This window comes from Ruegeria sp. AB11, from assembly GCF_056536325.1.
This window is the reverse complement of record NZ_JBQFJO010000001.1, coordinates 1,836,498-1,860,483: the sequence shown is the minus strand read 5'-3', so window position 1 is coordinate 1,860,483 and position 23,986 is coordinate 1,836,498. Positions and strand designations below refer to the sequence as shown.

The following is a 23,986-nucleotide window of genomic DNA, read 5'->3' as shown; positions in this document are numbered from 1 at the left end:
AGGAAAGTCAAGGCGGGTCGCGCCGTCAAAACGGCCTTTGCACGTTGCCCGAGTAGAAATAGACACCAAGCCCAGCCGCGAAGATAATATTGCCGGCAATTGCATGCAGAAGAACAGCATAGAAGAATGACCCTCGCTTGCGATACGCCCAGGTGAATAGAAGGCCCCCGGCGAAGGTCATGATCGCGACGACCCAGCTCCAATACATCAGGTGCGCAAGCGAAAACAGCCCGGCGTTCAGCAAATAGGCCGCCTGCCCTTGGGGCAAGATCGAATGATAGCGCCGGAAAAAGAGCGAGCGGAACAGCAGCTCTTGCGGCAGAGCGGACAGCAACGGGTAGCCGATCCAAATGAATATCAGCATCTCCGGGCGATACAGCAGCAAAGCAAAGGCCGCATCGGGTCGTGCCCACAATACTAGGGCGGAACAGAAGGCAGCCATGAACAGGGCAAATGCAACGATTTCCGTCCACGACCAGTTTCGCCAACCATATCGAAGCTCGGCCCAAGAGAATCCGGGCGTATCCTGCAGAAGCAAAATGCCGAGGCCGGAAAACGCAAAGAGAGAAGGAAACATCCAGCTCGGCGGGAACAAAGTCGCGATCAGGACCGGGACGGCGACATAGAATAGTATGAACTCGATCCTGAGGCGTTGGTTGGTTGCTGGGGTGCCCACCCACTCGGTGTTTTTGCTCAAGGTGCCACAAGCTCCGCCCGGATCAGCCCCCGCAGGGAATTTCCAAAGTAGATAGATTGTGCGTTTTGAATATCGGTCAAGGTTAGAACAGCTTCGGTAACTTGTTTATTGTCCAGCAATTCCTCACGCAGAACTCCGGGAAGCAATCCGCATTGCAGCGTTGGCGTCAGTTGCGTTCCATCCGGCATGGTCAGGAACAGGTTCGTTATGGTGCCTTCGCATAACTCATCCCGTTCGTTCAGAAACAAAAGCTCATCAACACCGGCCGACAAGCCCGCGCGCGCCATGTCATAAACGGCCCTGCGGGTCGTTTTGTGACGCAGCCAGATATCCGATGAAGAGAGCCTCTGTTTGGCCAGATCCACGCGCCAGACGTGGGGATTGGCGGCCAGTCCTCCGGTTGTCAGGTCAAATTTGCCATCCGTGTCCAGGGTCAAACGGCAGCGCAATGCAATCTCACCCGAACTCGCGTCCAGAATCATCCGCGCGGCGGTTCGGTCAAACGCAATCCCCAACTTCTCAGCTGTGCGGGCCATGCGGGACAGATGGCGGTCGAGCCTAACAAACCCCTGCCCCGGCCGGAACGCCAGAGTTTCGATCAGACGGAAATCAGGCTCAGTTGGTGGGCGAAGCGGGCTTTCCATAGCGCCTCCTCATATTCTGAAGGGGCAGTGCTGTCCCAGACCAGCCCGCCGCCCACATTCAGGGTCGCTTTGTCGTCTTCAACCATAAGAGTGCGGATGGCCACGTTGAATTCAGATCGCCCATCCGGTGCTGCCCAGCCAATGGTGCCGCAATAGGCATCGCGGGGCCACGGCTCAAGATCAGACAGGATTTCCATCGCCCTGATCTTAGGTGCCCCGGTGATCGAGCCGCACGGGAAGAGGGCTGTCAGAATATCCGACAACCCGACGCCGACATGCAATTGCGCCTGCACCAGCGAGACCATCTGGTGCACGGTTGCATAGGTCTCGACCTTGAACAGCTCGGGCACTTTTACCGACCCGGCCAAAGCCACCCGGCTGATATCGTTGCGTAACAGATCAACGATCATCAGATTCTCAGCCCGGTTCTTTCCGTCTGACGACAAGAAAACGCGGCGGCGTTCGTCTTCGACCGGGTCTTCGCTGCGCGGTTGGGTGCCCTTCATCGGGCGCGTTTCGATCCGACCTTCGGCATCGGTACGGAAGAACAGTTCAGGAGATCGGCTCAGCAAGTCGGGCAAGCCATCCTGCTGGACCAATGCGCCATGACCAACAGGCTGGCCCGCCGCCAGCGTAGCGTAAAGCGCGGCGCTGCCCCCGGTCACTTCCAGGTCTATCGGGAAAGTGAGATTAGCCTGATAGATGTCCCCAGCACCAATAGCGTCATGCACCGTACGGAAGGCCTGCGTATATCGCGCCTCGTCCCAACGGGGCTGAAACGCGGTGATACCGCCAATATTTTGTGACAAGCCAACGCGATCCGGTTCATCAAACACCCCGAAACACAACAACGGCAGGCGACGACCTGCTGGCAATCGATCCGCGAGTCGTGGTTCCAGCACATAGCCAAGTTCGTAACTTGCGTATCCTGCCAGCCAAGCCCCATCCGCGCGCACCTGATCAAGCGCCGCCAGAGCCTGGGGCACCTCTTCCGCGTTGTCCGCGCGGATAATCCGGATTGGACGCTCGAAACGAGTTCCGCGCCCGGCTGGTCCTTGATCGAAACGAATACGCAATTGCATCCTCATTTGCCGTGCTGCGCGGTATAGAGAATAGCGCGCCGAGGGAAAGAGGGGAAAGCGGCAATTTTAAACCCATTTCCGATAGCTCTTGCACCTTTTCGCGCGGTCCCTATAACGCAGGACAATTTGGGCGCTGGGGCGGTGCCCTGACTCGCGGACAATCGAAGGAACAAGGCCATGCCGAGAAGAACCGACATCCAGTCGATCATGATCATCGGGGCGGGGCCCATTGTTATCGGTCAGGCGTGCGAGTTTGACTATTCCGGTGCACAGGCTTGCAAGGCTCTGCGCGAAGAAGGCTACAGGGTCATTCTGGTGAACTCGAACCCGGCCACGATCATGACCGACCCCGGTCTGGCCGATGCGACCTATATCGAACCGATCACGCCCGAGGTTGTCGCCAAGATCATCGAAAAAGAACGCCCCGATGCCCTGCTGCCCACAATGGGCGGACAGACCGGCCTGAACACTTCGTTGGCACTGGAAGAGATGGGCGTGCTGGACGAGTTCGGTGTCGAGATGATTGGCGCCAAACGCGACGCCATTGAAATGGCCGAAGACCGTGCTCTGTTCCGCGAAGCAATGGACCGGCTGGGTATCGAAAACCCCAAGGCTGAAATCGTGACCGCGCCCAAGGATGAGGACGGCAAGAAGGACCTCGACGCGGGCGTGGCGCTGGCGCTGGACACGCTTGAAACCGTGGGCCTGCCCGCCATCATTCGCCCCGCTTTCACGTTGGGCGGCACCGGCGGTGGTGTGGCGTATAACCGCGAGGACTACATCCATATTTGCCGTTCGGGCATGGATGCCTCGCCCGTGGGTCAGATCCTGATCGACGAAAGCCTGCTGGGCTGGAAAGAATATGAGATGGAGGTGGTGCGCGACACCGCCGACAACGCCATCATCGTCTGTTCCATCGAAAACGTCGATCCGATGGGCGTGCACACAGGTGACTCGATCACAGTGGCCCCTGCCCTGACGCTTACCGACAAAGAATACCAGATCATGCGCAATCACTCGATTGCCGTGCTGCGTGAAATCGGCGTCGAAACGGGCGGCTCGAACGTGCAATGGGCGATTAACCCGGATGACGGCCGCATGGTCGTGATCGAGATGAACCCCCGCGTTTCCCGGTCGTCCGCGCTGGCATCGAAAGCGACGGGTTTCCCGATTGCAAAGATCGCCGCGAAACTGGCCGTGGGCTATACGCTGGACGAATTGGACAACGACATCACCAAAGTCACACCGGCCTCGTTCGAGCCGACCATCGACTATGTCGTCACCAAAATCCCGAAATTCGCGTTTGAGAAATTCCCTGGGTCTGAGCCCTACCTAACCACCGCGATGAAGTCGGTAGGTGAGGCCATGTCGATCGGCCGCACGATCCACGAATCAATGCAGAAGGCCCTGGCTTCGATGGAATCCGGCCTGACCGGCTTTGATGAGATTGAAATCCCCGGCCTGAATGTAGGTGTTTGGGAAGAAGCCGACGACAAAGCTGCCGTGATCAAGGCAATCAGCCAGCAGACCCCAGATCGTCTGCGCACCATTGCCCAGGCGATGCGCCACGGCCTGACTGATGACGAGATTTTCGGCGTTACCAAGTTTGACCCATGGTTCCTGGCTCGCATCCGCGAGATTATCGAGGCCGAGCGTCAGGTTCGTAAAGACGGCCTGCCGGTGACCGAGGACGGTATCCGCAAACTGAAAATGCTGGGCTTCACTGATGCGCGACTGGGCAACCTGACTGGTCGCGACGAAGACAATGTCCGTCGTGCCCGCCGCAATCTGGGTGTGAATGCAGTCTTCAAACGCATCGACACCTGCGCCGCTGAGTTCGAAGCGCAGACACCTTACATGTACTCGACCTACGAGGCCCCGATGATGGGTGAGGTTGAGTGCGAGGCGCGCCCGAGCGACCGCAAAAAGGTCGTCATCCTTGGTGGTGGTCCGAACCGGATCGGCCAGGGGATCGAGTTCGATTATTGCTGCTGCCACGCCTGTTTCGCTCTGACCGAAGCGGGCTATGAGACCATCATGATCAACTGCAACCCCGAGACGGTTTCAACCGATTATGACACCTCTGACCGGCTGTATTTCGAGCCGCTGACTTTCGAGCACGTTATGGAAATCCTGACCAAAGAGCAGGAAAACGGAACGCTGCACGGTGTGATCGTTCAGTTCGGCGGACAGACCCCACTGAAGCTGGCCAACGCGCTTGAAGCTGAAGGCATTCCGATCCTTGGCACCACTCCAGACGCCATCGACCTTGCCGAAGACCGCGAGCGGTTCCAGGCGTTGGTCAACGATCTGGGCCTGAAACAGCCGAAGAACGGCATTGCTTCGACTGATGAGCAAGCGCTGGAGATTGCCGAAGAGATCGGATTCCCGCTGGTGATCCGCCCGTCCTACGTTCTGGGTGGTCGCGCGATGGAAATCGTGCGCGATATGGATCAGCTGCGGCGCTACATCAACGAGGCCGTGGTGGTCTCGGGCGACAGCCCCGTGCTGTTGGACAGCTATCTGGCCGGTGCGGTCGAACTGGATGTGGACGCGCTGTGCGATGGCACCGACGTGCACGTCGCAGGCATCATGCAGCACATCGAAGAGGCTGGCGTCCACTCGGGCGACTCGGCTTGTTCTCTGCCGCCATATTCGCTGTCCGACGAGATCATCGAGCAGATCAAAGAACAGGCGTTTAAACTGGCCAAGGCGCTGAATGTCGTCGGCCTTATGAACGTCCAGTTCGCGATCAAGGATGATGAGATTTACCTGATCGAAGTGAACCCCCGCGCCTCGCGTACCGTGCCCTTTGTAGCTAAGGCGACGGACAGCGCGATTGCATCGATTGCCGCACGCGTAATGGCAGGTGAAAAACTGGCGGATTTCCCCAAACGCCCACCTTACAAGACAGTAGACGACACCAAGATCGCCGACCAGATGACTCTGGCCGACCCGAACATGCCCTGGTTCTCGGTCAAAGAGGCGGTACTGCCCTTTGCCCGTTTCCCCGGCGTCGATACGATACTCGGCCCCGAGATGCGTTCAACCGGAGAGGTCATGGGCTGGGACCGCGACTTCCCACGCGCTTTCCTGAAGGCGCAAATGGGGGCGGGTATGGTGCTGCCATCTTCGGGTCGTGCGTTTATTTCGATCAAGGATGCAGACAAGGGTCATGCAATGCTTGAGGCCGCTCAGGTTTTGACACAGCAGGGCTTTTCGCTTGTCGCAACACGCGGCACGCAAAGCTGGCTTGAAGAACAAGGCGTTGCCTGCGAAGTAGTCAACAAGGTCTATGAGGGCCGACCCGACGTCGTCGACATGCTGAAAGACGGTCAGGTTCAACTGCTCATGAACACAACCGAAGGCGCGCAAGCGGTCGAGGACAGCAAGGCCATCCGCTCTATCGCGCTCTATGACAAGATCCCTTACTACACCACCGCCGCCGCAAGCCACGCTGCAGCGCTGGCAATAAAGGCGCAGACCGAAGAGGATGTTGAGGTGAAGTCGCTACAGGGCTAAATCCTGGTAGAACCTCTTGCGATTTGACCCCGGCTCAGGCTGGGGTCTTTCATTTTTACTTCCCCTTTGCATCAGGCCTCCACATGATGATGACAAAGGGGGACTGCTTATGGATCTCTATACGACATACGGAAGTAATGACTTACCACGGGCGATCCGTTTTTATGATGCGATCTTTGCGGTTCTCGAACAACCACGCCTGCCCGGATGGATCGATGGCTGGGCCGGATGGGGCACCGATCCCCACAGTGGGACTGGTTTTTGGGTCTGCAGGCCGTTCGACGGTGCGCGCGCCAGCATCGGAATTGGCACGATGATCGCCTTCCCAGCGCAAAACGCCAATCAGGTCCGGCGGTTCCATGCCACTGGTCTGGAAAACAGCGGCACAGACGAAGGAAAGCCGGGCGTGCGACCCCACTACGAGCCCGGTTTCTATGTTGCCTATCTGCGTGATCCTGATGGAAACAAGCTATCCTGCTTTTACTACCATTATGATCCCGAGAAGGATGCGGGCGACTGATCTTATCGCCCGCGACCTTATCAACTGGTCGCCAATCTCCGTTTTTCTTCGCGGGTGAAGAACAACAGGTAGAAGACGGGCGCAGCAACCATGGTCAGGATGGTGGCAAAGGCTAGGCCGCCCATGATCGTGACCGCCATCGACACAAAGAACGCATCGGTCAGCAACGGAGCCATCCCCAAAATGGTCGTGATCGCGGCAAGCATCACAGGTCGCAAACGCGAGACCGAGGCCTCGACTATTGCGGGGCGCAAGGCTTTACCGGTCGCACGGACCAGATCGATTTCCTCGACCAGCACGATACCGTTCTTGATCAACATGCCTGATAGGCTCAACAGCCCCAAAAGCGCTGTGAAGGTGAACGGAAGTCCGGTCCCAAGCAATCCGATGACCACCCCGTTCACCGACATCGGAACCAGCAGCCAGATGATGATGGGTTGTCGGATCGCGTTGAACAGCAGCACGGAAATCAGCACCATGATTAGCAGACTCAGCGGCAATTGCCGCCCAAGGCTGGCCTGCGCATCGCCCGAGTCTTCAAACTCTCCGCCCCATTCCATGCTGTAGCCAATGGGCAGTTCCATCTCTTCAATGGCGCTGCGCACTTCGGAATGGACCTGCGCGGCGGTCATGTCAGGAGGGATATCCGCGCCAACCGTGATGGTCAGCACCCGGTCACGGCGATGCACCAACGTGTTCAGCGCCTTATAGTCGAACCCGTCCACCATCTGTTCAATCGGCACGAACCGTTCCGACTGATCGGAATAGACCACCTGATCGACAATCGAATAGTCTCCATCTGCCGGGCGACGCAGGATAATCGGGATCTGGCGGTCACGTTCGCGCAGAACACCGCCGGTAATCCCATCGGTCGAAAACTGCAGCGTGGCGGCAATATCTTCTCGCGACACACCTGCCGTTTGCGCCCGTTCTGTCGCATAGATTGGCTGCACAGCCAGTTCCTGCTCGCGCCAATCGTGATGCACATGCAGCGCATTCGGGGAGGCCGCTGACATTTTTTGCACGGCTTCTTCGGCCAATTGGCGCAGAACAACCGGATCACTGCCCGAGAACCGCGCCTGGATCGGATCACCTCCGCCCGGGCCAAAGATCAGACGCTTGGTTCGGAACTCTCCTTCGGGGAATTGGGCTGAGCCGAATGCTTCGAGATCTGCCTGCAAGGCGGGGATATCGTCGAGCGTTTCGGTGCGAATGATCATGTGGCCATAGCTTGGGTTGGGCTTCTCGGCGGCGTAGGTCAGCATAAAACGCGTGGCCCCCTGCCCTACAAACGTGGCGACTGAGACGACGTCATCACGTTCAGCCAACCAATCCTCAAACACAGCCATATCTTCCGCCGTACGGGCAATCGGCGTGCCTTGCGGCAGTTTGTAGTGTACGAAGAACAGCGGCGTGTTTGAGTTGGGGAAGAACTGCTGTTTCATTAGGCCGAACCCTGCGAAGCAAGCGACCGTGATCGCTATCAATCCTGCCACTACCAGCCAACGGAACCGCAGCGCCCAGTTCAGGACTGCTCCGTAGACGCGGAACAGAATGCCGCCATAGGCGTCAATCTCGCCCTCTTTGCCCTGCTTGAAGAAATAGTGGCCGAGCAATGGTGTCACTGTGATCGCCAGAACCCAGCTAAGCAAAAGTGAGATGCCGATCACGGCGAATAGCGAGAACAGGAACTCACCGGTCGCATCAGGGCTGAGCCCGATCCCCGCGAAGGCCATAATCCCGATCACCGTCGCGCCCAGCAGCGGGATTTGCGTTTTCGAGGCCACATCTTCTGCCGCATCACGAGAGTTTTTGCCCCGCAACATCGAGATCTGCATCCCTTCGGCCACAACGATGGCATTATCGACCAACATTCCCATCGCGATGATCAAAGCACCCAGTGAGATGCGCTCCATCTCGATCGAGAACATCGACATAAAAAGCAGCGTGCCCACAACGGTCAGCAACAGGGTGGAACCCACGACGATTGCCGCACGCCAGCCCATAAAAATGCCCAGAACAGCGACCACGATGCTGACTGACATGGCGAGGTTCAGCAGGAAGGCGTTCGAGGCCTCATCGACAACAACATGCTGCTGATAGATGGGCAGGATTTCGACACCAAAGGGAACCTCAGAATTCAGCTCAGCCAGTTTCGCGTCTGCACGCTGGCCAACTTCGACGATGTTTTCGGTGGCCAGCCCGGCAATACCTAAAGTGAAGGCCTCGGTCCCGTTGAAGCGGATCATGATATCGGGATCGTTCTGCCGCCCACGATAGACATCTGACATATCGAACAGGTTGATCACCTGCCCCTGCGAACCAACCGAAAGCCCGGCTATGGCCGACACGCTGTCCGAGCCTTCGGCCGTCAGGATCGTTGTCCGATCGCCTTCCGACCGCAATGAACCCGAGGCGTTGACTGAATCCGCATTTGCGATGGCCTCGTTGATCGCCTGTAAGGGCACGTTCTGATTGACCGAGATCGACAGGTCGGGCTCGATAAAGATCGCCTCGTCCGGCAATCCCTGCACCTCGACATCAGCGACTCCGCTAACGGTCAGTAATTCGCGGCGCAGGAAGGTCGCCAACTCGTGCTTTTCGGCGTCCGAAAACCCATCGGCTGTGACCGCATAGAACAGGCCGAATACATCCCCGAACCCGTCATTCACATAGGGCACACCCACGCCCGAAGGCAATCCACGTGCCGCGTCGCGCACCTTGGCGCGCAGGCGGGTCCAGATGTCGGGCAATTCGCTGCCGTCATAGGTGGACTTGATCTCAACCTCGATCAGCGATTGGCCGGGCCGATTGACCGAAGTGATGACGTCCACCTCGCCCATCTGCTGAATGGCGGATTCCAGCGGTTCCGAGACTTCAAGCGCCACCTGTTCAGCGGTCGCACCGGGATATTGCGTGGCGATCACCGCCTGTTTGATTGTGAAAGCCGGGTCTTCAAGGCGGCCCAGCGACGTGAAGCCCCAAATGCCGCCGAACAGGGCAATCAGGATGAACAACCACGTATAAAGCGGCCGGTCGATCGAAGCGCGTGCGATGCTCATGAAACCGCCCTTAGTTCGAGAAGCCGACAAAGCGGCGGACAGTTTGTCCGTCGGATAGCGCACCACCACCGGCGACGACGATTTCTTCGCCATCGGTCAAGCCGGTGAGTACGCGGACATCGCCGCTCTGGGTGGGTTCAATCGTCACGGGAACCCGGCGTACGGTGCCTTCATCGGCACCAACCGGCGAGAAGACCATCGCGCCCAGTGCTCCACTGGCATCAGCGACTATAGCCGTGGGCGGGATGATGATCCCGGTACGCTCGTCCTGCACCTGCACCGTAACCGTTACGGAGGAGCCGGGTAGAATTTGCAACCCCGCTGGCGGGGTCAAACCAAACTGGATGCGGAACGTCTGGCCCACGCTTGAGGATTCTGCGTCGAATTCGCGTATTTCCAGCGGAAAAATCTCATCGCTAACCGGGAACTTAGCAGTAATGGTAATATCATCCTGCTGTCCGGAACGCTGGAACAGGATTTCGGGCACGTCGACCTCAATCCGCAGTTCGGACATATCATGGAGTCGCACGATGGGCGTGCCCGCTGAAACAGTTGTAAACGCTTCAACCGCGCGGCTTGAGACCAGCGCATCGAACGGGGCGGTCAGCGTCGCATGCTCCAACGCATATTCGGCGTCCCGTACCGCAATCGCAGCCAGTTGCGCCGCTGTTTCGGCATCGTCAACGGCCACTTGGCTGGCTGCCGTTCCACGCAGTCGAGACAGACGGGCAAGGGTGCGGTCCGCCTGATCTTTCTGCAGGCGCGTGCGGTCGAACTGCAGCTCAAACGGTTCCTGATCGAGACGGGCAATCAGTTCACCTTTGGGGATCACAAAACCTTCGGTCACAGGCATCTCGACGATCTGCCCCGCGACCTGAAACGCCAGATCAACGGTTTGTCGCGCAGCGATCCGGCCGAAGAACTGACGCGAAAAGCCGGGTGAAGTTTCGCTGACCTGCATCAGTTTCACAGGCTTTGCAGGCTCTTGCGCCATGGCGGGGGCAGTCAACAAGGACAGTGCGAGGCAAACAGAGGTCAGGAGTTTCATTTCGTCAATCCCTCGGGAATTCCGGTTTTCAGAATGTTGTCACGGATTTTGTGAGCCAGCCGTGCAAACTCGGCGGTTTCTTCGGTGTTCAGACCGGATGCGCTGTGAAACAGCTCACCAGCCACGGCCACCAGCATGTTGCGGGCCTCTTCGCCCTGTTCGGTCAGCACCAATAGCCAGGCGCGCCGGTCTTCGGGATCGCGCTGCCGGGTCAGATGCCCCGCCTGTTCCAGTGCATCGGCGGTCGCGGTGATCGTGGATGGCACGGTCAGCATATCTGCCGCCAACACCCCCATACGTTTGGGCGCATCCAGCTTGATCAGCATATGGCATTCCTGATGGCTCAGGTCCGTTTCGATGCAATCAAAGCTCTCTTCCAGTTTCCAGTAAAGCGCATAGACCCCCATCATCGCCTGAATCTCAGGGCTGAGGCGGCCTAGTCGGGTGCTGATTTCGTCAGACATGGGTCTCTTCCATCCGAATCGCGGCGAAATATACTTCGAATAATGAACTATTCAAGTTCTGAAGCGGCCGCGCGTGCATTCCCTTGGGTCAACACATCTTGATCAATACCGGCTGGGGCTGCATTTTGTTCAGATCATGAAATCAGGACCCGCCATGTACACCCCTGCCATCACCGGTACCGGCGTCTATACGCCCGAGAACATCATCACCAACGCCGAACTGGTGGAAGCGTTCAACGCCTATGCCGACCGGATGAACGCCGAATATGCGGATGCGATTGCAGCGGGTGAGATGGAACCGATGCAGCATTCCTCGGAAGAATTCATCGTCAAAGCATCGGGGATTGAAAACCGGTATGTGATGGATAAGACCGGCGTTCTGAACCCCGAGATCATGCATCCAGCGCTGCGCCAGCGCAGCGACGACGAACCGGGGATCATGACCGAGATGGCCGTGGATGCGTGCCGCAAAGCCCTGGCTCAGGCTGGACGCGATGCCGAGCATGTCGATCTGGTGATCTGCGCCGCCTCGAACCACGAACGCGCATACCCGGCGATTGCCATCGAGATTCAACAGGCACTTGGGATCGAAGGGTTCGGGTTTGACATGAACGTGGCCTGTTCCTCGGCCACCTTCGGCATTCAGGCAGCGGCTGATATGGTGCGCTCGGGATCGGTACGTGCGGCGCTGGTGGTGAACCCCGAGATTTGCTCGGGCCATCTGGAGTGGCGCGACCGGGATTGCCACTTCATCTTTGGTGATGTGGCCACAGCAACACTGGTCGAACGCCGTGACAATGCAAATGGCCCGCATTTCGAGATCATCTCGACCCGCTGCGCCACATCATTTTCCAACAATATCCGGAACAATAACGGCTTCCTTCGCCGCTCTCGTCCAGACGGGGTTAAGGATCGCCGCGACATGCAGTTTATGCAGAACGGGCGTAAAGTGTTCAAGGAAGTGCTGCCCATGGTCAGCAAACATATCAGCGACCATATGGAGGCCGAAGGTATCAGCAGTGATAATCTCAAGCGCCTGTGGCTGCATCAGGCCAACAAGACTATGAATGATTTCATCGGCAAAAAGGTTCTGGGCCGTGAACCTGAGGCGGAAGAGCAACCTAATATTCTACAAGACTATGCCAACACATCCTCGGCAGGATCGATCATTGCTTTTTCGAAACACTCCGATGATCTGAGTGACGGCGATGTGGGGCTAATCTGCTCATTTGGCGCTGGATATTCCGTAGGATCAGTGATTGTGAAGCGGCACCAATAAACAGCATATGTTCATTTCTTTACCTACCCGTTCCTTTCGGCCTGCACCGTTTCAGCCCGAAATTGTTGCTTGAAAATTTCTTCAGATAAGCCCCACCGATCCTTCATCTTCGATCAACACCTCATACACGGGTGCCCCGGGCATCCGAGTGGAGTATTGATGGGAGCCCTAAGGTATGGGAAAATCGATGAAAACTGGGATGGCCGCGCTGGTTTCTGCGCCATTCATCGGAGTCATGTCCAGCAGCGCGGCTGTTGCTGAGGCTCAGGTCTGTACAGTCAACACAGCGCGCAGCGCCGCGAATAGTGGTGATTATGGAACGCTTTGCGACTGCTCACATGTCACGCCCGGTTTTGTCAAACATCTGCAAAAACGCTCGGACCTGCCGGATATCTTGCAGAACACGTCAGCGCTATGCCCAGGGCTAACCGATTTGCTTGTCGATCTTCCAACGGCGTCTGTCACCGGCGCATCGACGGGGGAGGATCGCAGCAGTGATCCGAATTTCAGGTCCGCCGTAGCTGAAAAAGATGAAGACGCAGGACCAAATACAGGCGAAGGCCCTGGTTCTGGCGAAGGAGATACGCCTGGAAACGGCGGGGGCGAACCCGGAGATGGAGGAGACAACCCTGGCGATGGAGGCACCAATCCCGGTGATGACGGTGACAAGCCCGGAAAAGGTGGCGACAAACCCGGCAAGGGTGACGGCAAACCCGGCAATGATGGCGACAAGCCCGGTAAGGGCGGTGGCAAAGGTGGCCATGGCGGTGATAAGCCCGGAAAGGGCGGGGCCAAAGGCAACAATGGTGGTGGGAATGGCTCAGAAGGGGCCAGCCCCGGGCGTGGAAAGAACGCCAACAACGACGAAGGCTGAATGAAGGGGCTCAATACGAAGAAAGGCGGCCTGCGTGCCGCCTTCTTCAACAAGAAATCATTGCAAATCCATGCAGAGACTAAGCACCAACAAGTGCGGATGCGTCAGCTGACGCTTTCTTCTTCAAGGTGAAGCTTCATCTCGATCAGCACCTGCTGCAGCATGCTGGTCTCTTTCAGCAAGCGCTTTGCCTCGTTGACGGTGATGATGCCATCTTCGATTGCGGTCTGATATTCGGACATCAGCATCGCAAAGCGTTGGCTTAATGCAATGACGTCAGAATTCACGCCACCGGTACGAGGGCCTTCTGAATTCCGACCGTTATAAGACAGGGTGATACCCTGCAAATCGGCCAGTGCCGAGGTGACATGCGGGTAAGCTGCGGCGTTTTCCAGTTGCGCAACAGCATCCACAGGCATGAAGCGGTCAACGTGTTCGGCATTATCAGAATAATATCTTCCCAGGGTGGCTTTGGATTTACCAGTGATCTCGCACGCGGCTTCGATCCCGACATCCTTTACCAATGCCTCGGTGTGCTTTTTCAGATAGGCCCCGATATCTGCCATGTTGCTACCCTTGTTACCTGCGCTCCTGTCCCCCGCCTGTCCGTGCCGGGGGAAAGGGTAGGGAAATTTCCCATATTCGAGTCATAATTGAAATGCCATAAATTGACTATCCCTCAGATATGCAGGGATTTTGTGAGTGAGTGGCGGCCGTTCGTGCCGGTAAAGAGTGATTGCAGGGCAATATTACCGCCTTGCAAAGTAAATAGGCCAACTATAGGCCGAAGACGCCGCTGTTGCGGACGCGAGGTTATCCATCCCCAAGAGCATCTGCTCGACCTCTGCTGCTGTAGCGGCGGCGTCGCTTTCCCCGTACATGAGACCGCTTGCCCAGACCGATCAGGCGAATTAGACCCACGGCATGGCAAAGCTCTATTTCAACTATTCGACCATGAACGCGGGCAAATCGACCGTGTTACTGCAGGCCTCGCACAACTACCGCGAACGCGGCATGGATACCTATCTCATGACCGCCGCCATCGATGGGCGCGCGGGTGAGGGGCAGATCGCTTCGCGAATCGGCATTTCCGAACAGGCGGACAAATTTCACCCCGCCGACGATGTGTTTGCCATGATCGAGAACCGTCTGAAAAAGGGACAGATTGCCTGCGTGTTCATTGATGAGGCCCAGTTTCTGTCGGAAGAACAGGTCTGGCAGCTTGCGCGTGCTGTAGACGACCTGAAAGTTCCCGTGCTGACATACGGATTGCGGGTGGATTTTCAGGGCAAGCTCTTCCCGGGATCTGCCACACTTTTGGCATTAGCTGACGAGATGCGCGAAGTGCGAACCATCTGCGAATGCGGCCGCAAGGCGACCATGGTGATTCGTCAGGACGAGAACGGGAACGCCATCACCGAAGGGGCCCAAGTCCAGATCGGCGGGAACGAGACCTATGTTTCGCTCTGCCGCAAACACTGGCGCGAGATTGTCGGCGACTAGACCGGGTTGGGCAAGGCTCGCCCCGCAACAAATGCCGCCACATTGTCCAGCGCCATATGGCCCATATCGGTGCGCACCTCTTCCGTTGCCGTACCCAGATGCGGCAACAGCGTCACATTCTGCATCTCGCGCAAAGTAAGTGGAACTTCGGGTTCGAATTCGTAAACGTCCAATCCGGCGCCAGCGATCTGCCCTTCTTGCAAAGCAGCAATCAACGCTGTCTCATCTATGACTTCACCGCGTGCGATGTTGACCAGAATTCCATCGGGTTTCATCGCCTCCAGCACTTCGGCGTTAACCAGATGGCGCGTTTCAGTCCCGCCGGGAACGGCTAATACAAGAAAATCTACAGACGCCGCCAATGCGTCGAGATTGGGAAAGTACTCAGTTGGAAAATCCACCTGCTTTGGGCTGCGCGATTGATACGCGACGCTCATGCCAAAACCAAAATGACAGCGTCGAGCAATCGCCTGCCCAATCCGCCCCATACCCACGATACCCACCTTCTTACCGCTTACATGATGGCCCAGCATTTGCGTCGGGTGCCATCCTTCCCAGCCGCCTGATCTAACCAGACGCTCCCCCTCACCCGCACGGCGCGCGGTAGCCAACAGCAGAGTCATGGCAATGTCTGCCGTGGCATCTGTAACAGCGCCGGGCGTGTTGGTTACCGAAAGGCCTGCTGTCCGCGCTGCTTCCACATCAATATGATTGTAGCCAACGCCGAAATTTGCCAGCAGTTTACAGCGTGGCTCAGACGTTTGGGCAAACACATGTGCCGAAAACTGATCTCCGAGCGTGGGGATAACGACATCAAATTCGGTCAGCGCGCGCACCATCTCGTCTTGTGTCAGAGGCGAGGTCGCCTCACGAATTTCGACGTCGAACTCTGCTCGGGCACGGGCTTCGACAGCCTCAGTCATTGGGCGGGCGATCAGCAATTTCATTAGTGCATCCGCCCCCCGGTAGGAACCTCTCCGTCCGGCCCGATCAGGACGATCTCTCCGTTTTCGTCCGGAAGACCCAGCACCAGAACCTCGGACATGAACTTGCCGATCTGACGCGGTGGGAAGTTCACAACAGCCATCACTTGCTTGCCCACCAGAGTCATCGGGTCGTAATGGGCGGTGATCTGGGCAGACGTCTTGCGCTCACCTATCTCATCACCAAAGTCGATCCACATCTTGATCGCGGGCTTGCGAGCCTCTGGATATGGTTCAGCACGGACGACCTCGCCAACACGAATGTCGACTTTGAGAAATTCGTCGAATGTGATCTCACTCACGAGATAGCTCCTTGGATCGGTTGGTTGCGGCTTTGACGGCACGATGCAGCAGGTCTGGGAACCCTTCCTCTTCGTGCATAAGCACCTCAAGCGCTGCCTGCGTGGTGCCATTGGGCGAGGTCACATTGACCCGTAGTTGCGATGGGTGTTCATCAGCGGCCATCGCTAACGCCCCTGCCCCGGCGACAGTTGATTTGGCCAACTTCATTGCCAGCTCAGACGGCAAGCCATGTGCTTCACCTGCTTGTGCCAGCGTTTCAATTAAGTGGAAGACATAGGCCGGACCTGAGCCACTAACGCCAGTTACGGCATCCATCTGCGTCTCATCATCAAGGCGCACCGTTTCGCCAATCGCCGAAAGCAATCCCTCGGCCAATACAATATCGGCATCCGAGGCTTCCGAGTTACCAATCAGCGCCGTAATCCCCTGCCGAACCGCTGCAGGTGTATTTGGCATTGCTCGGATGATGGGTGTGCCCGCACCCAGAACGTTTTCGAAGGTGGCCAAAGATGTGCCGGCAGCGACCGAAATGAACAGACTATCGCCACCGCCCAGCGCCTGAATGGCAGGCAAAGCCTCACCCATCATTTGCGGCTTAACGGCCACCAAAACCACTGCCGGGGATTCGGGAAGGGGCGTGTTTATGTTGACGCCCTGCGCCTTTAGCCAGTCAGAGGGATAAGGATCGATCACCCAAACCGACGCTGCGGGCAGGCCATGTTCCAACCAACCCGCAAGCATCGCTGAACCCATCTTGCCGCATCCCAGAAGCACCAACCCCTGTTCGGCAACGCGCGAGATATCCATGATTGCCCCTCCCCTATGGTTTGGGGCAAAGCTTTACGCGCGGCCGTAAGCCTCTGCAATGGCGACTTGCATTGCCTGTTCGGGATCACGGTTGCCCCAGGTCACCAGTTGGATCGCGGGGTAGTAGCGCTCGGCGCTCAGTACCGCTGCGGTGATCATGGTATCGATTTGTTCCGGGCTGGCGGTCTGACCACCGGCCAGTACCAAGCCATAGCGATAGACCATCAATTTTTGATTGGCCCAGTAGGTAAACGCCCCGGCCCAACACTGATCATTCATCTTGTTCAGCAATTCATAAAGCTCGGTTTCGCGCTCGGCTGGAGGCTCCATTTCGAACGAACATACCATACGCAGCGTTTCGTCGTAATTCGACCAGGCCAGTGTGATCGAGTATGTGCGCCACTGTCCTTCAACGGCCATGGCAATCTGATCATCCCCGATTCGGTCAAAATCCCAGTCGTGATGTTCTGCAAGATGTTCAACAATGTCGATCGGATGAAGGTCTTCTTCGAGATACTGCTCGGAAAGGGCCATAATGCCACCTCACTAATCTCTAGCAATTTGGGGCTGGCAGCGCCCCAGCGCTAGTTGCCTGCTCTACAAGCCGGGCTTCCCCAGTCTGTCTGTACTAAATATGGTGCGACGCACGCCGGGTTCTGGCAACCCTAATTATTGGGGATAACAGCAATAAGTTGTGGACAGTTGGCAACGCCGATCAAAATATTGGCGTCTCACGCAGCTTTGTCTTGATTATTTTCTGCAAGGCGGCATCATACACGACACCGCTCAATCCAAGTCTGGATTGCGCGGCTGATTGTCTTTGCCTGAAATTTGCAATTCAGTCGGACTTATTTGTCCAGCTTCGCTTCAAGTGCGGCAATACGCTGTTCAAGCGCGGCATTTTCTTCGCGCGCTTTCTGCGCCATGGCCCGAACTGCATCAAACTCTTCCCGGGTGACAAAGTCGCGATCAGCCAGCCAGCGATCCATCATCGACTTCATCGCATTTTCAGCTTCTTCCCGCGCCCCTTGCGCCACGCCCATGGCGTTGGTCATGAGTTGAGACATATCGTCCAGAATCTTGTTACGGGTTTGCATGGGCTTTCTCCGATTTCACGATTGCTCTCTATATGGGTAAAGAATGGCCCGGGCTCAAGGTTGACTTGCCCCGTAAACCCCGGGCAATGAGACGCACATGCAGGCTGTACTGAATTTTCCCGATCTGTCACCCGACGTTTTCTCGATCTCTGTGTTCGGGATGGAGTTTGCGCTGCGCTGGTATGCGCTGGCCTATATCGTTGGCATTCTGATTGCTTGGCGCGTGGCGCTGATCGCGCTGCGGCGACCTGGGCTTTGGACGGACGAGACACCCCCGATGCGCCCCGACCAGCTTGAGGATTTAGTGACCTGGATCATCGCGGGTGTCATCCTTGGGGGCCGCTTGGGTTTCGTCCTTTTCTATCAGCCCGCCTACTACCTATCGCACCCGCTGGAAATCCTGATGGTCTGGCAAGGCGGCATGGCGTTTCATGGCGGCCTGCTGGGCGTGATCATCGCCAGTTATCTGTACGGTAAGCGCCACAAGATTCCGCTTCTCTCGCTAGCCGATCTGGTCGCCCACACGGTGCCACCCGGGTTACTGCTGGGGCGGCTCGCGAATTTCAGCAATGCCGAACTTTGGGGGCGGCCCAGTGAGCTGCCATGGGCGGTGATCTTTCCCGGCAGCGCGGCACAGGATTGTCCCGGCGTTGTGGCCGGAATGTGCGCCCGCCATCCTTCGCAGCTGTATGAAGCAGCACTTGAGGGGCTGCTTCTTGGTGCACTACTGATCTGGTTGGCCTATCGGCGTGGCGCGTTTCAGAAACCCGGTCTGATTATGGGCGTGTTTCTTGCAGGCTACGGCGCTTCGCGTTTCCTGGTCGAGTTCTTTCGCCAGCCGGACGCCCAATTTATCACACCCGGCAACCCGCTGGGGCTTGCATGGCATGTGGGTGGGTACGGCTTGACCATGGGGCAGCTTTTATCATTGCCGATGATTGCACTTGGCCTTTGGTTTGCGCTGCGGGCGCGGCGTAGATCATGAATCTGAAGGATCTTCTGCTCCTCCGCATTCAAAATGATGGCCCCATGACCGTCGCCGACTACATGACCGAATGCCTGATGCATCCCGAGCATGGCTATTACGCGACCCGCGACCCGCTGGGCGCCCAAGGTGATTTCATCACTGCTCCAGAAATCAGCCAAATGTTCGGCGAGTTGATCGGTTTGTGTCTAGCGCAATGCTGGCTTGATCAGGGCAAACCCGAACGCGTCGCACTGGCAGAGCTTGGCCCCGGTCGTGGCACGCTAATGGCAGACATCTTGCGCGCGACAAAAGGTGTTCCCGGATTTCATAGCGCGATCGAGATTATGCTGTTCGAGGCCTCTCCGGTCCTGCGCAGCATCCAGTCCAAAACCCTGCAGAACTATAAACCCCAATGGGTCGAGGCCATTTCTGATCTACCGGATCTTCCGCTGTATCTGGTGGCAAACGAATTCTTCGATGCTCTTCCCGTACGTCAGTTCCTGCGTGACGGCGAAGGTTGGCGCGAGCGATTGGTCGGGCGTGACGGCACTTCACTTGCATTCGGACTTGGCGCGCAGACCCCTCAGGCTGCACTGAACGAACGATTACAGGATACACAGGATGGCGATCTGGTCGAGTTATGCGCTGCTGCAACCTCCATTCTGAGTAGCGTCGCGGGGCAGATTTCACGGAATGGCGGGGCCGGGCTCATCATCGATTATGGCGACTGGCGATCACTTGGAGACACTTTGCAAGCCTTGCAGACACAAAAACCAATCGACCCATTGGACCAACCCGGCCAGGCAGACCTGACAGCGCATGTCGACTTTGAGGCATTGGCGGTTACGGCGCGCGCTGCGGGCTGTGTCCATTCAAGGTTGACACCGCAAGGGGTGTTTCTTGAACGCCTAGGGATCACTGCGCGTGCTCAGTCTCTTGCTAGCCGGCTCAGCGGGTCACAGCTTGAGGCGCTGATATCCGCACATCGACGGTTGACGCACCCGGATGAAATGGGAAACCTGTTCAAAGTACTGGGCCTATATCCGCAACACGCTGCACCGCCACCGGGACTGGAACCATGACATTGGAAATCCTCACCTCTGATATTCTGTCCCCAGTGCGACACGGGTTCTTCAGTCGTCGTGGCGGCGCCTCGTCCGGCATTTATGCCGGTCTCAATTGCGGAACCGGTTCAACTGATCTGGCCGAGGCCGTAGCCTTGAATCGTAGGCGCGTCGCCCAGGCCATGGAAGTCACCCCAGAGGGCTTGATCGGCGTGCATCAGGTGCATTCTCCAACCGTAATCACCGTGGACGGACCAATTAATGGCGAGAAGCCCAAAGCAGACGCGGTTGTTACGGCGACGCCAGGCCTCGCCCTGACGATATTGACGGCGGATTGTCAGCCAGTTCTATTGGCTGATTCTGACGCAAAAGTGATCGGTGCGGCGCACGCGGGTTGGCGCGGAGCGTTAGACGGCGTTCTAGAGGCAACTCTTGATGCGATGGAGGGATTGGGGGCCACACGGGCAAACACTGCAGCGGTCATTGGTCCAACCATTTCGCAACGTGCATACGAAGTTGGCCCGGAATTTCTGGACAGCTTTATCGCTGACTCGTCGGAAAATACGCGATTCTTCGCAAATGGCGAAGGCGACCGCCTGCACTTTGACTTACCCGCGTTTGGCCTGCACCGTTTGCGTCAGGCCGGTGTTGGACAAGCCGAATGGATTAAGCACTGCACGTATTCCGACCCTGATAGGTTTTATTCCTATCGGCGTTCAACCCACGCCAATGAGGTCGATTACGGCAGGTTGATTTCAGCGATCAGGCTATAGATCTAGCCCGAATTAAGTCAACTTCGCCCAGATTCTGCCACATTTATTGTGTTTATCTGTCACAGAATCGTCTCAAATTTTCACCAATGCTCAGACGGTTACCCGAAATTGGGGCAACTGAGCGTTGGCGTACGTAGCCAAGAGGTAACTAAAACCTTCTTATTGTCCTGAATTCATCCCGGATCAGCCTTATCGGTGCCGCAAAGCCGCATCACATTTGGTCGACATACAGGAACCGGGCGTTTCGCCCCAACGAAGCAGGATGATGAATATGAGAATGAAATCGCGCTTTCTGAATGCCGTGCTTACGGCCCTTAAGGATCAGGAACCAGAAATGCCCTGGAAGCGGGTTTCTAGTCACTCTGTCAGAGTTGCGCGCCGCCTGGCGGCGAGACGCTGACAAGCAACCCCATGGGACCAGCTGCCGGTCTCAACGGGCAAGACACATACCGGGTAATGCTCTGGTTCGGTATGTGGGGTCGCGATCGAGATTGCGACCATGTTTCGGAGCGTGTGCGTGCGGGCAATTGAAGCCTGCAGTTTACGAGTTTGTCTGGGGGGTCATGAAATTGACCATGAACATTGGTGTTTACTTTTCGCGGCGCTGCGCACTTGCAGCATCGGCCGGTGTTTATCCCTTTGATTAAAGACAAAGAACATAGCCGTTTGGCGCAGTTGCACGGGGGTTCAAAATGCCCGGACGGTATTTAGAGGAGACGGAATATATGGCTATTCCAAATTCTCTGGCACAAGCTGCCAGAAACGCGGTCGAGACGTCAGCGCTGTTGCGCGATGTGCCTGGGCCGTCAACAAAACCTAAGGCCCAGCTTCGAAGGTACGAAGTTTCTTGCTTGCTGGAAAATGGGGATGTTTCACAGACAAGGCATATCGCACCAGCCTTACCGATGTTCGAAGATGCGTTTTGCGCCTTTACACGTGGCTCGTTGGTCGAGTCAACGCATGGTCCGATGGCCATTGAAGACCTGATGCCCGGTGATGATGTTCTTACTCAGAACGGATCATCCGAAACGGTGCTTTGGAAGGGGTCTGTAACACTAATCCCGGGGCGCGAAGATTCGCGAGGACGGACCCGTCCGCTGACCCGAATTATGGCCGATACCTTTGGGATGCAGAAACCAATGTCGGGCGTTATCGCTGGTCCCGCAGCACGTCTGCTCGCGACACCAGCGCATATGCGCCATTTGCATGCCGGCCAACCTATGCTGACACCCGTGAATGAGTTCCAAGACGGTACGAGCGTAATTGAAACACTACCGCCGACTCCGGTCGAGTTGTTCCATATCTGCGTCGCACGACATTCGGTCATCCGGGTTGATGGTCTGCAATTCGAAACCTACCATCCCGGCGTTAACGCCGTACGGATGATCAGCCACTCTTTGCGATCGATCTATCTGAATCTATTCTCACATATCGAATCACTGAACGATTTTGGCCCATTGCTCTTGCCAAGGGCCGGAGATGGTGAAATTGACGCCTTAACAGCGTGAAATGGTTAACGATTACTGCAAGTGTAGAGGCATCATGCAGATATTAGTAATTTGGGCACTTTCCCTGGCTGTGGCAGCGGTGCTGTCACCATGCGCGGTGGATCAATCTGGCATCAGGGTCAGGCCGTCTGGTTCATCCGGTCTTCCAGTACGTCAAATGGTACGCCTGGCTCGTCTTTTGCGCCTCGGATAACGAGCGAGGTTTTCACGCTGGCAACGTTTGGCGTCGTTAGCAACTCGCCCGTAAGAAATTGCTGAAAACTGCTGAGATCCGGTGCAACGCATTTCAGGATGAAATCCACCTCGCCATTCAACATGTGGCATTCACGGACTAAAGGCCATTCGCGGCAACGGTCTTCAAAGGCACTGAGTTCGGATTCAGCCTGGCTTTCCAACCCGACCATCGCAAAAACCTGCACCTCGAATCCAAGTTCGCGGGCGTTCACATCCGCATGGTAACCATGGATATAGCCCGAATCCTCCAATGTCCGCACCCGTCGCAGACAGGGTGGAGCCGATATTCCAACGCGTTTGGCAAGTTCAACATTGGTCATTCGGCCGTCGGCCTGCAGCTCCGCAAGAATCTTGCGGTCGATTTCATCCAATCGGGTCGCGACCATCGAATGCTCCTAAATTTTTCAGGTTGTTATATCAGCAGCCCCGGTGGGCGCAATAATATTTCACGACTGAGCAATTTTCGTTATCTCAAATGTATGTTCGCCCGATTAACCTGTCATCAGTCGCATCACGCGCTCGCAAAATGAAAGGGCTTTAAGCTCTGCGTTGTGGTCGCTATATCGATCCGGATTGGAAAATTGCCCTAAAAGGCAGATCGAGTGGGGATACCATGGCTGAAACACGACACACAAAGGTTTTGATCATCGGATCGGGACCGGCCGGATACACTGCTGGCGTCTACGCAAGCCGCGCCATGCTGGAGCCGATTCTGGTGCAGGGGATCGAGCCTGGAGGGCAACTGACCACTACTACCGAAGTCGAGAACTGGCCCGGTGACACCGAGGTGCAAGGGCCGGATCTGATGGTGCGGATGCAGGATCACGCCAAGGCCATGGGATGCGAGGTCATCGGTGACATCATCAACGATCTGGACCTCAGCCAGCGCCCCTTCACGGCCAAGGGTGACAGCGGCACGGTTTATACTGCCGATGCGGTAATCCTGGCCACTGGCGCGCGGGCCAAATGGCTCGGCCTGCCATCCGAGGAAAAATTCAAAGGCTTTGGTGTTTCGGCCTGTGCCACCTGTGACGGGTTCTTTTATCGTGGGCAGGAAATTGTGGTTATCGGGGGCGGGAACACCGCAGTGGAAGAGGCGCTGTTCCTGACCAACTTTGCCAGCAAGGTCACTCTGATCCACCGCCGCGATGAGCTGCGCGCCGAGAAGATTCTGCAGGACCGGCTGCTCAAGAACGAAAAGATCGAGCCGCTGTGGTTCCATGAATTGGACGAGGTCGTTGGCACCGATGCTCCGCTGGGCGTCGAAGGCGTCAAAGTCAAGAACGTCAAAACCGGAGAGATCACCGAAATCCCGTGCAAAGGCGTGTTTGTCGCTATCGGTCACGCCCCGGCGAATGAACTGGTTAAAGACACCTTGGAAACCCACATGGGGGGCTACGTCATTACCAAACCGGGCACGACCGAGACCTCGGTTCCGGGCGTCTTCGCAGCCGGGGACTTGACCGATCATGTGTATCGTCAGGCTGTAACGAGCGCTGGCATGGGTTGCATGGCTGCGCTGGACGCCGAGCGGTTCCTGGCGGAGAACGACTAG

The 23,986-nt window shown here is 56.9% G+C and carries 23 protein-coding genes; 10 read left to right on the top strand and 13 right to left on the bottom strand.

What is annotated here, in order from left to right:
- Positions 1 to 25: 25 nt before the first annotated feature.
- Genes ACR3EJ_RS09380 through ACR3EJ_RS09370 form a run of 3 tightly spaced genes read right to left on the bottom strand, consistent with a single transcriptional unit; the run spans position 26 to position 2,423 of the window.
- A complete protein-coding gene (locus ACR3EJ_RS09380) occupies positions 26 to 697 on the bottom strand; it encodes a type II CAAX endopeptidase family protein (RefSeq protein WP_170541259.1) in 672 nt (223 codons plus the stop codon).
- Positions 694 to 1,341, bottom strand: coding sequence for an aminotransferase class IV family protein (locus ACR3EJ_RS09375; protein WP_170541262.1), 648 nt, complete (start codon positions 1,339 to 1,341; stop codon positions 694 to 696). Before ACR3EJ_RS09375 ends, ACR3EJ_RS09380 begins: the two co-directional genes overlap by 4 nt.
- The gene (locus ACR3EJ_RS09370; RefSeq protein ID WP_170541265.1) at positions 1,296 to 2,423 is read right to left on the bottom strand and encodes an aminodeoxychorismate synthase component I; all 1,128 of its coding nucleotides are present in this window, start codon (positions 2,421 to 2,423) and stop codon (positions 1,296 to 1,298) included. Before ACR3EJ_RS09370 ends, ACR3EJ_RS09375 begins: the two co-directional genes overlap by 46 nt.
- 177 nt (positions 2,424 to 2,600) lie before the next feature.
- On the opposite strand from ACR3EJ_RS09370, the gene carB reads away from it, so the two are divergent.
- Together carB and ACR3EJ_RS09360 are read left to right on the top strand one after the other, a co-directional pair.
- Positions 2,601 to 5,945, top strand: coding sequence for a carbamoyl-phosphate synthase large subunit (gene carB, locus ACR3EJ_RS09365; RefSeq protein WP_170541268.1), 3,345 nt, complete (start codon positions 2,601 to 2,603; stop codon positions 5,943 to 5,945).
- Between the two features lie 109 nt (positions 5,946 to 6,054).
- On the top strand, positions 6,055 to 6,465 hold the full coding sequence (locus ACR3EJ_RS09360; RefSeq protein WP_170541271.1) for a VOC family protein: 411 nt from the start codon (positions 6,055 to 6,057) through the stop codon (positions 6,463 to 6,465).
- 20 nt (positions 6,466 to 6,485) lie between these two features.
- Here ACR3EJ_RS09360 and ACR3EJ_RS09355 read toward each other — a convergent pair whose 3' ends face one another.
- Genes ACR3EJ_RS09355 through ACR3EJ_RS09345 form a run of 3 tightly spaced genes read right to left on the bottom strand, consistent with a single transcriptional unit; the run spans position 6,486 to position 11,039 of the window.
- Positions 6,486 to 9,527 (bottom strand): efflux RND transporter permease subunit, encoded by a 3,042-nt coding sequence (locus tag ACR3EJ_RS09355; protein WP_170541274.1) that lies wholly within the window; start codon positions 9,525 to 9,527, stop codon positions 6,486 to 6,488.
- Positions 9,528 to 9,537: 10 nt separating this feature from the next.
- A complete protein-coding gene (locus ACR3EJ_RS09350; protein WP_170541277.1) occupies positions 9,538 to 10,575 on the bottom strand; it encodes an efflux RND transporter periplasmic adaptor subunit in 1,038 nt (345 codons plus the stop codon).
- Positions 10,572 to 11,039, bottom strand: coding sequence for a MarR family winged helix-turn-helix transcriptional regulator (locus ACR3EJ_RS09345; RefSeq protein WP_170541280.1), 468 nt, complete (start codon positions 11,037 to 11,039; stop codon positions 10,572 to 10,574). The genes ACR3EJ_RS09350 and ACR3EJ_RS09345 overlap by 4 nt, the downstream gene beginning before the upstream one ends.
- A 154-nt stretch (positions 11,040 to 11,193) precedes the next feature.
- Between ACR3EJ_RS09345 and ACR3EJ_RS09340 the strand changes: the two genes are divergently transcribed.
- Positions 11,194 to 12,318: a beta-ketoacyl-ACP synthase III gene (locus ACR3EJ_RS09340; RefSeq protein WP_170541283.1), complete on the top strand. Its 1,125-nt coding sequence runs from the start codon at positions 11,194 to 11,196 to the stop codon at positions 12,316 to 12,318.
- A gap of 187 nt (positions 12,319 to 12,505) precedes the next feature.
- Positions 12,506 to 13,192, top strand: a complete 687-nt coding sequence (locus ACR3EJ_RS09335; RefSeq protein WP_170541286.1) for a hypothetical protein — start codon at positions 12,506 to 12,508, stop codon at positions 13,190 to 13,192.
- 104 nt (positions 13,193 to 13,296) lie between these two features.
- Here ACR3EJ_RS09335 and ACR3EJ_RS09330 read toward each other — a convergent pair whose 3' ends face one another.
- The gene (locus ACR3EJ_RS09330; protein ID WP_170472887.1) at positions 13,297 to 13,758 is read right to left on the bottom strand and encodes a hypothetical protein; all 462 of its coding nucleotides are present in this window, start codon (positions 13,756 to 13,758) and stop codon (positions 13,297 to 13,299) included.
- Positions 13,759 to 14,116: 358 nt separating this feature from the next.
- On the opposite strand from ACR3EJ_RS09330, the gene ACR3EJ_RS09325 reads away from it, so the two are divergent.
- Complete coding sequence (locus ACR3EJ_RS09325) at positions 14,117 to 14,695, top strand: thymidine kinase (RefSeq protein ID WP_170541289.1); 579 nt, start codon at positions 14,117 to 14,119, stop codon at positions 14,693 to 14,695.
- On the opposite strand, the gene ACR3EJ_RS09320 is transcribed toward ACR3EJ_RS09325, so the two are convergent.
- The 5 genes from ACR3EJ_RS09320 to ACR3EJ_RS09300 all read right to left on the bottom strand — a co-directional run bounded on the left by ACR3EJ_RS09320 (position 14,692) and on the right by ACR3EJ_RS09300 (position 17,885).
- Positions 14,692 to 15,642: a 2-hydroxyacid dehydrogenase gene (locus ACR3EJ_RS09320; RefSeq protein WP_170541292.1), complete on the bottom strand. Its 951-nt coding sequence runs from the start codon at positions 15,640 to 15,642 to the stop codon at positions 14,692 to 14,694. The genes ACR3EJ_RS09325 and ACR3EJ_RS09320 overlap by 4 nt on opposite strands.
- A complete protein-coding gene (locus ACR3EJ_RS09315; RefSeq protein WP_170472910.1) occupies positions 15,642 to 15,980 on the bottom strand; it encodes a tRNA-binding protein in 339 nt (112 codons plus the stop codon). Before ACR3EJ_RS09315 ends, ACR3EJ_RS09320 begins: the two co-directional genes overlap by 1 nt.
- Positions 15,973 to 16,788 carry a pyrroline-5-carboxylate reductase gene (proC, locus tag ACR3EJ_RS09310; RefSeq protein ID WP_170541295.1) on the bottom strand — a complete coding sequence of 272 codons (816 nt, stop codon included), beginning with the start codon at positions 16,786 to 16,788 and terminating at the stop codon, positions 15,973 to 15,975. Before proC ends, ACR3EJ_RS09315 begins: the two co-directional genes overlap by 8 nt.
- 33 nt (positions 16,789 to 16,821) lie before the next feature.
- The gene (locus ACR3EJ_RS09305) at positions 16,822 to 17,322 is read right to left on the bottom strand and encodes a YbjN domain-containing protein (protein ID WP_170541298.1); all 501 of its coding nucleotides are present in this window, start codon (positions 17,320 to 17,322) and stop codon (positions 16,822 to 16,824) included.
- A gap of 314 nt (positions 17,323 to 17,636) precedes the next feature.
- Positions 17,637 to 17,885 (bottom strand): accessory factor UbiK family protein, encoded by a 249-nt coding sequence (locus ACR3EJ_RS09300; RefSeq protein ID WP_010441801.1) that lies wholly within the window; start codon positions 17,883 to 17,885, stop codon positions 17,637 to 17,639.
- Between the two features lie 97 nt (positions 17,886 to 17,982).
- On the opposite strand from ACR3EJ_RS09300, the gene lgt reads away from it, so the two are divergent.
- The 4 genes from lgt (at position 17,983) to ACR3EJ_RS09280 (ending at position 22,197) form a co-directional block, all read left to right on the top strand.
- Positions 17,983 to 18,870 carry a prolipoprotein diacylglyceryl transferase gene (gene lgt / locus ACR3EJ_RS09295; protein WP_170541301.1) on the top strand — a complete coding sequence of 296 codons (888 nt, stop codon included), beginning with the start codon at positions 17,983 to 17,985 and terminating at the stop codon, positions 18,868 to 18,870.
- A complete protein-coding gene (locus ACR3EJ_RS09290; RefSeq protein ID WP_170541304.1) occupies positions 18,867 to 19,934 on the top strand; it encodes an SAM-dependent methyltransferase in 1,068 nt (355 codons plus the stop codon). Before lgt ends, ACR3EJ_RS09290 begins: the two co-directional genes overlap by 4 nt.
- On the top strand, positions 19,931 to 20,689 hold the full coding sequence (pgeF, locus tag ACR3EJ_RS09285) for a peptidoglycan editing factor PgeF (RefSeq protein ID WP_170541307.1): 759 nt from the start codon (positions 19,931 to 19,933) through the stop codon (positions 20,687 to 20,689). The genes ACR3EJ_RS09290 and pgeF overlap by 4 nt, the downstream gene beginning before the upstream one ends.
- A 725-nt stretch (positions 20,690 to 21,414) precedes the next feature.
- A complete protein-coding gene (locus ACR3EJ_RS09280) occupies positions 21,415 to 22,197 on the top strand; it encodes a Hint domain-containing protein (RefSeq protein ID WP_170541310.1) in 783 nt (260 codons plus the stop codon).
- A 119-nt stretch (positions 22,198 to 22,316) separates the two neighbouring features.
- On the opposite strand, the gene ACR3EJ_RS09275 is transcribed toward ACR3EJ_RS09280, so the two are convergent.
- Positions 22,317 to 22,817, bottom strand: a complete 501-nt coding sequence (locus ACR3EJ_RS09275) for an Lrp/AsnC family transcriptional regulator (protein WP_010441796.1) — start codon at positions 22,815 to 22,817, stop codon at positions 22,317 to 22,319.
- 227 nt (positions 22,818 to 23,044) lie between these two features.
- Between ACR3EJ_RS09275 and trxB the strand changes: the two genes are divergently transcribed.
- A complete protein-coding gene (gene trxB, locus ACR3EJ_RS09270) occupies positions 23,045 to 23,986 on the top strand; it encodes a thioredoxin-disulfide reductase (protein WP_170472933.1) in 942 nt (313 codons plus the stop codon).

Excerpts from the sequence above, each read along its gene's own strand:
- ACR3EJ_RS09275 (WP_010441796.1), bottom strand. The coding sequence starts at position 22,817 with ATGGTCGCGACCCGATTGGATGAAATCGACCGCAAGATTCTTGCGGAG.
- ACR3EJ_RS09355 (WP_170541274.1), bottom strand. The coding sequence starts at position 9,527 with ATGAGCATCGCACGCGCTTCGATCGACCGGCCGCTTTATACGTGGTTG.
- proC (WP_170541295.1), bottom strand. The coding sequence starts at position 16,788 with ATGGATATCTCGCGCGTTGCCGAACAGGGGTTGGTGCTTCTGGGATGC.
- ACR3EJ_RS09360 (WP_170541271.1), top strand. The coding sequence starts at position 6,055 with ATGGATCTCTATACGACATACGGAAGTAATGACTTACCACGGGCGATC.
- trxB (WP_170472933.1), top strand. The coding sequence starts at position 23,045 with ATGGCTGAAACACGACACACAAAGGTTTTGATCATCGGATCGGGACCG.
- lgt (WP_170541301.1), top strand. The coding sequence starts at position 17,983 with ATGCAGGCTGTACTGAATTTTCCCGATCTGTCACCCGACGTTTTCTCG.
- ACR3EJ_RS09330 (WP_170472887.1), bottom strand. The coding sequence starts at position 13,758 with ATGGCAGATATCGGGGCCTATCTGAAAAAGCACACCGAGGCATTGGTA.
- ACR3EJ_RS09370 (WP_170541265.1), bottom strand. The coding sequence starts at position 2,423 with ATGCAATTGCGTATTCGTTTCGATCAAGGACCAGCCGGGCGCGGAACT.
- ACR3EJ_RS09320 (WP_170541292.1), bottom strand. The coding sequence starts at position 15,642 with ATGAAATTGCTGATCGCCCGCCCAATGACTGAGGCTGTCGAAGCCCGT.
- ACR3EJ_RS09335 (WP_170541286.1), top strand. The coding sequence starts at position 12,506 with ATGAAAACTGGGATGGCCGCGCTGGTTTCTGCGCCATTCATCGGAGTC.
- ACR3EJ_RS09325 (WP_170541289.1), top strand. The coding sequence starts at position 14,117 with ATGGCAAAGCTCTATTTCAACTATTCGACCATGAACGCGGGCAAATCG.
- ACR3EJ_RS09340 (WP_170541283.1), top strand. The coding sequence starts at position 11,194 with ATGTACACCCCTGCCATCACCGGTACCGGCGTCTATACGCCCGAGAAC.
- ACR3EJ_RS09280 (WP_170541310.1), top strand. The coding sequence starts at position 21,415 with ATGGCTATTCCAAATTCTCTGGCACAAGCTGCCAGAAACGCGGTCGAG.
- ACR3EJ_RS09300 (WP_010441801.1), bottom strand. The coding sequence starts at position 17,885 with ATGCAAACCCGTAACAAGATTCTGGACGATATGTCTCAACTCATGACC.
- carB (WP_170541268.1), top strand. The coding sequence starts at position 2,601 with ATGCCGAGAAGAACCGACATCCAGTCGATCATGATCATCGGGGCGGGG.
- ACR3EJ_RS09350 (WP_170541277.1), bottom strand. The coding sequence starts at position 10,575 with ATGAAACTCCTGACCTCTGTTTGCCTCGCACTGTCCTTGTTGACTGCC.
- ACR3EJ_RS09305 (WP_170541298.1), bottom strand. The coding sequence starts at position 17,322 with ATGGCCCTTTCCGAGCAGTATCTCGAAGAAGACCTTCATCCGATCGAC.
- ACR3EJ_RS09375 (WP_170541262.1), bottom strand. The coding sequence starts at position 1,341 with ATGGAAAGCCCGCTTCGCCCACCAACTGAGCCTGATTTCCGTCTGATC.
- ACR3EJ_RS09345 (WP_170541280.1), bottom strand. The coding sequence starts at position 11,039 with ATGTCTGACGAAATCAGCACCCGACTAGGCCGCCTCAGCCCTGAGATT.
- ACR3EJ_RS09290 (WP_170541304.1), top strand. The coding sequence starts at position 18,867 with ATGAATCTGAAGGATCTTCTGCTCCTCCGCATTCAAAATGATGGCCCC.
- pgeF (WP_170541307.1), top strand. The coding sequence starts at position 19,931 with ATGACATTGGAAATCCTCACCTCTGATATTCTGTCCCCAGTGCGACAC.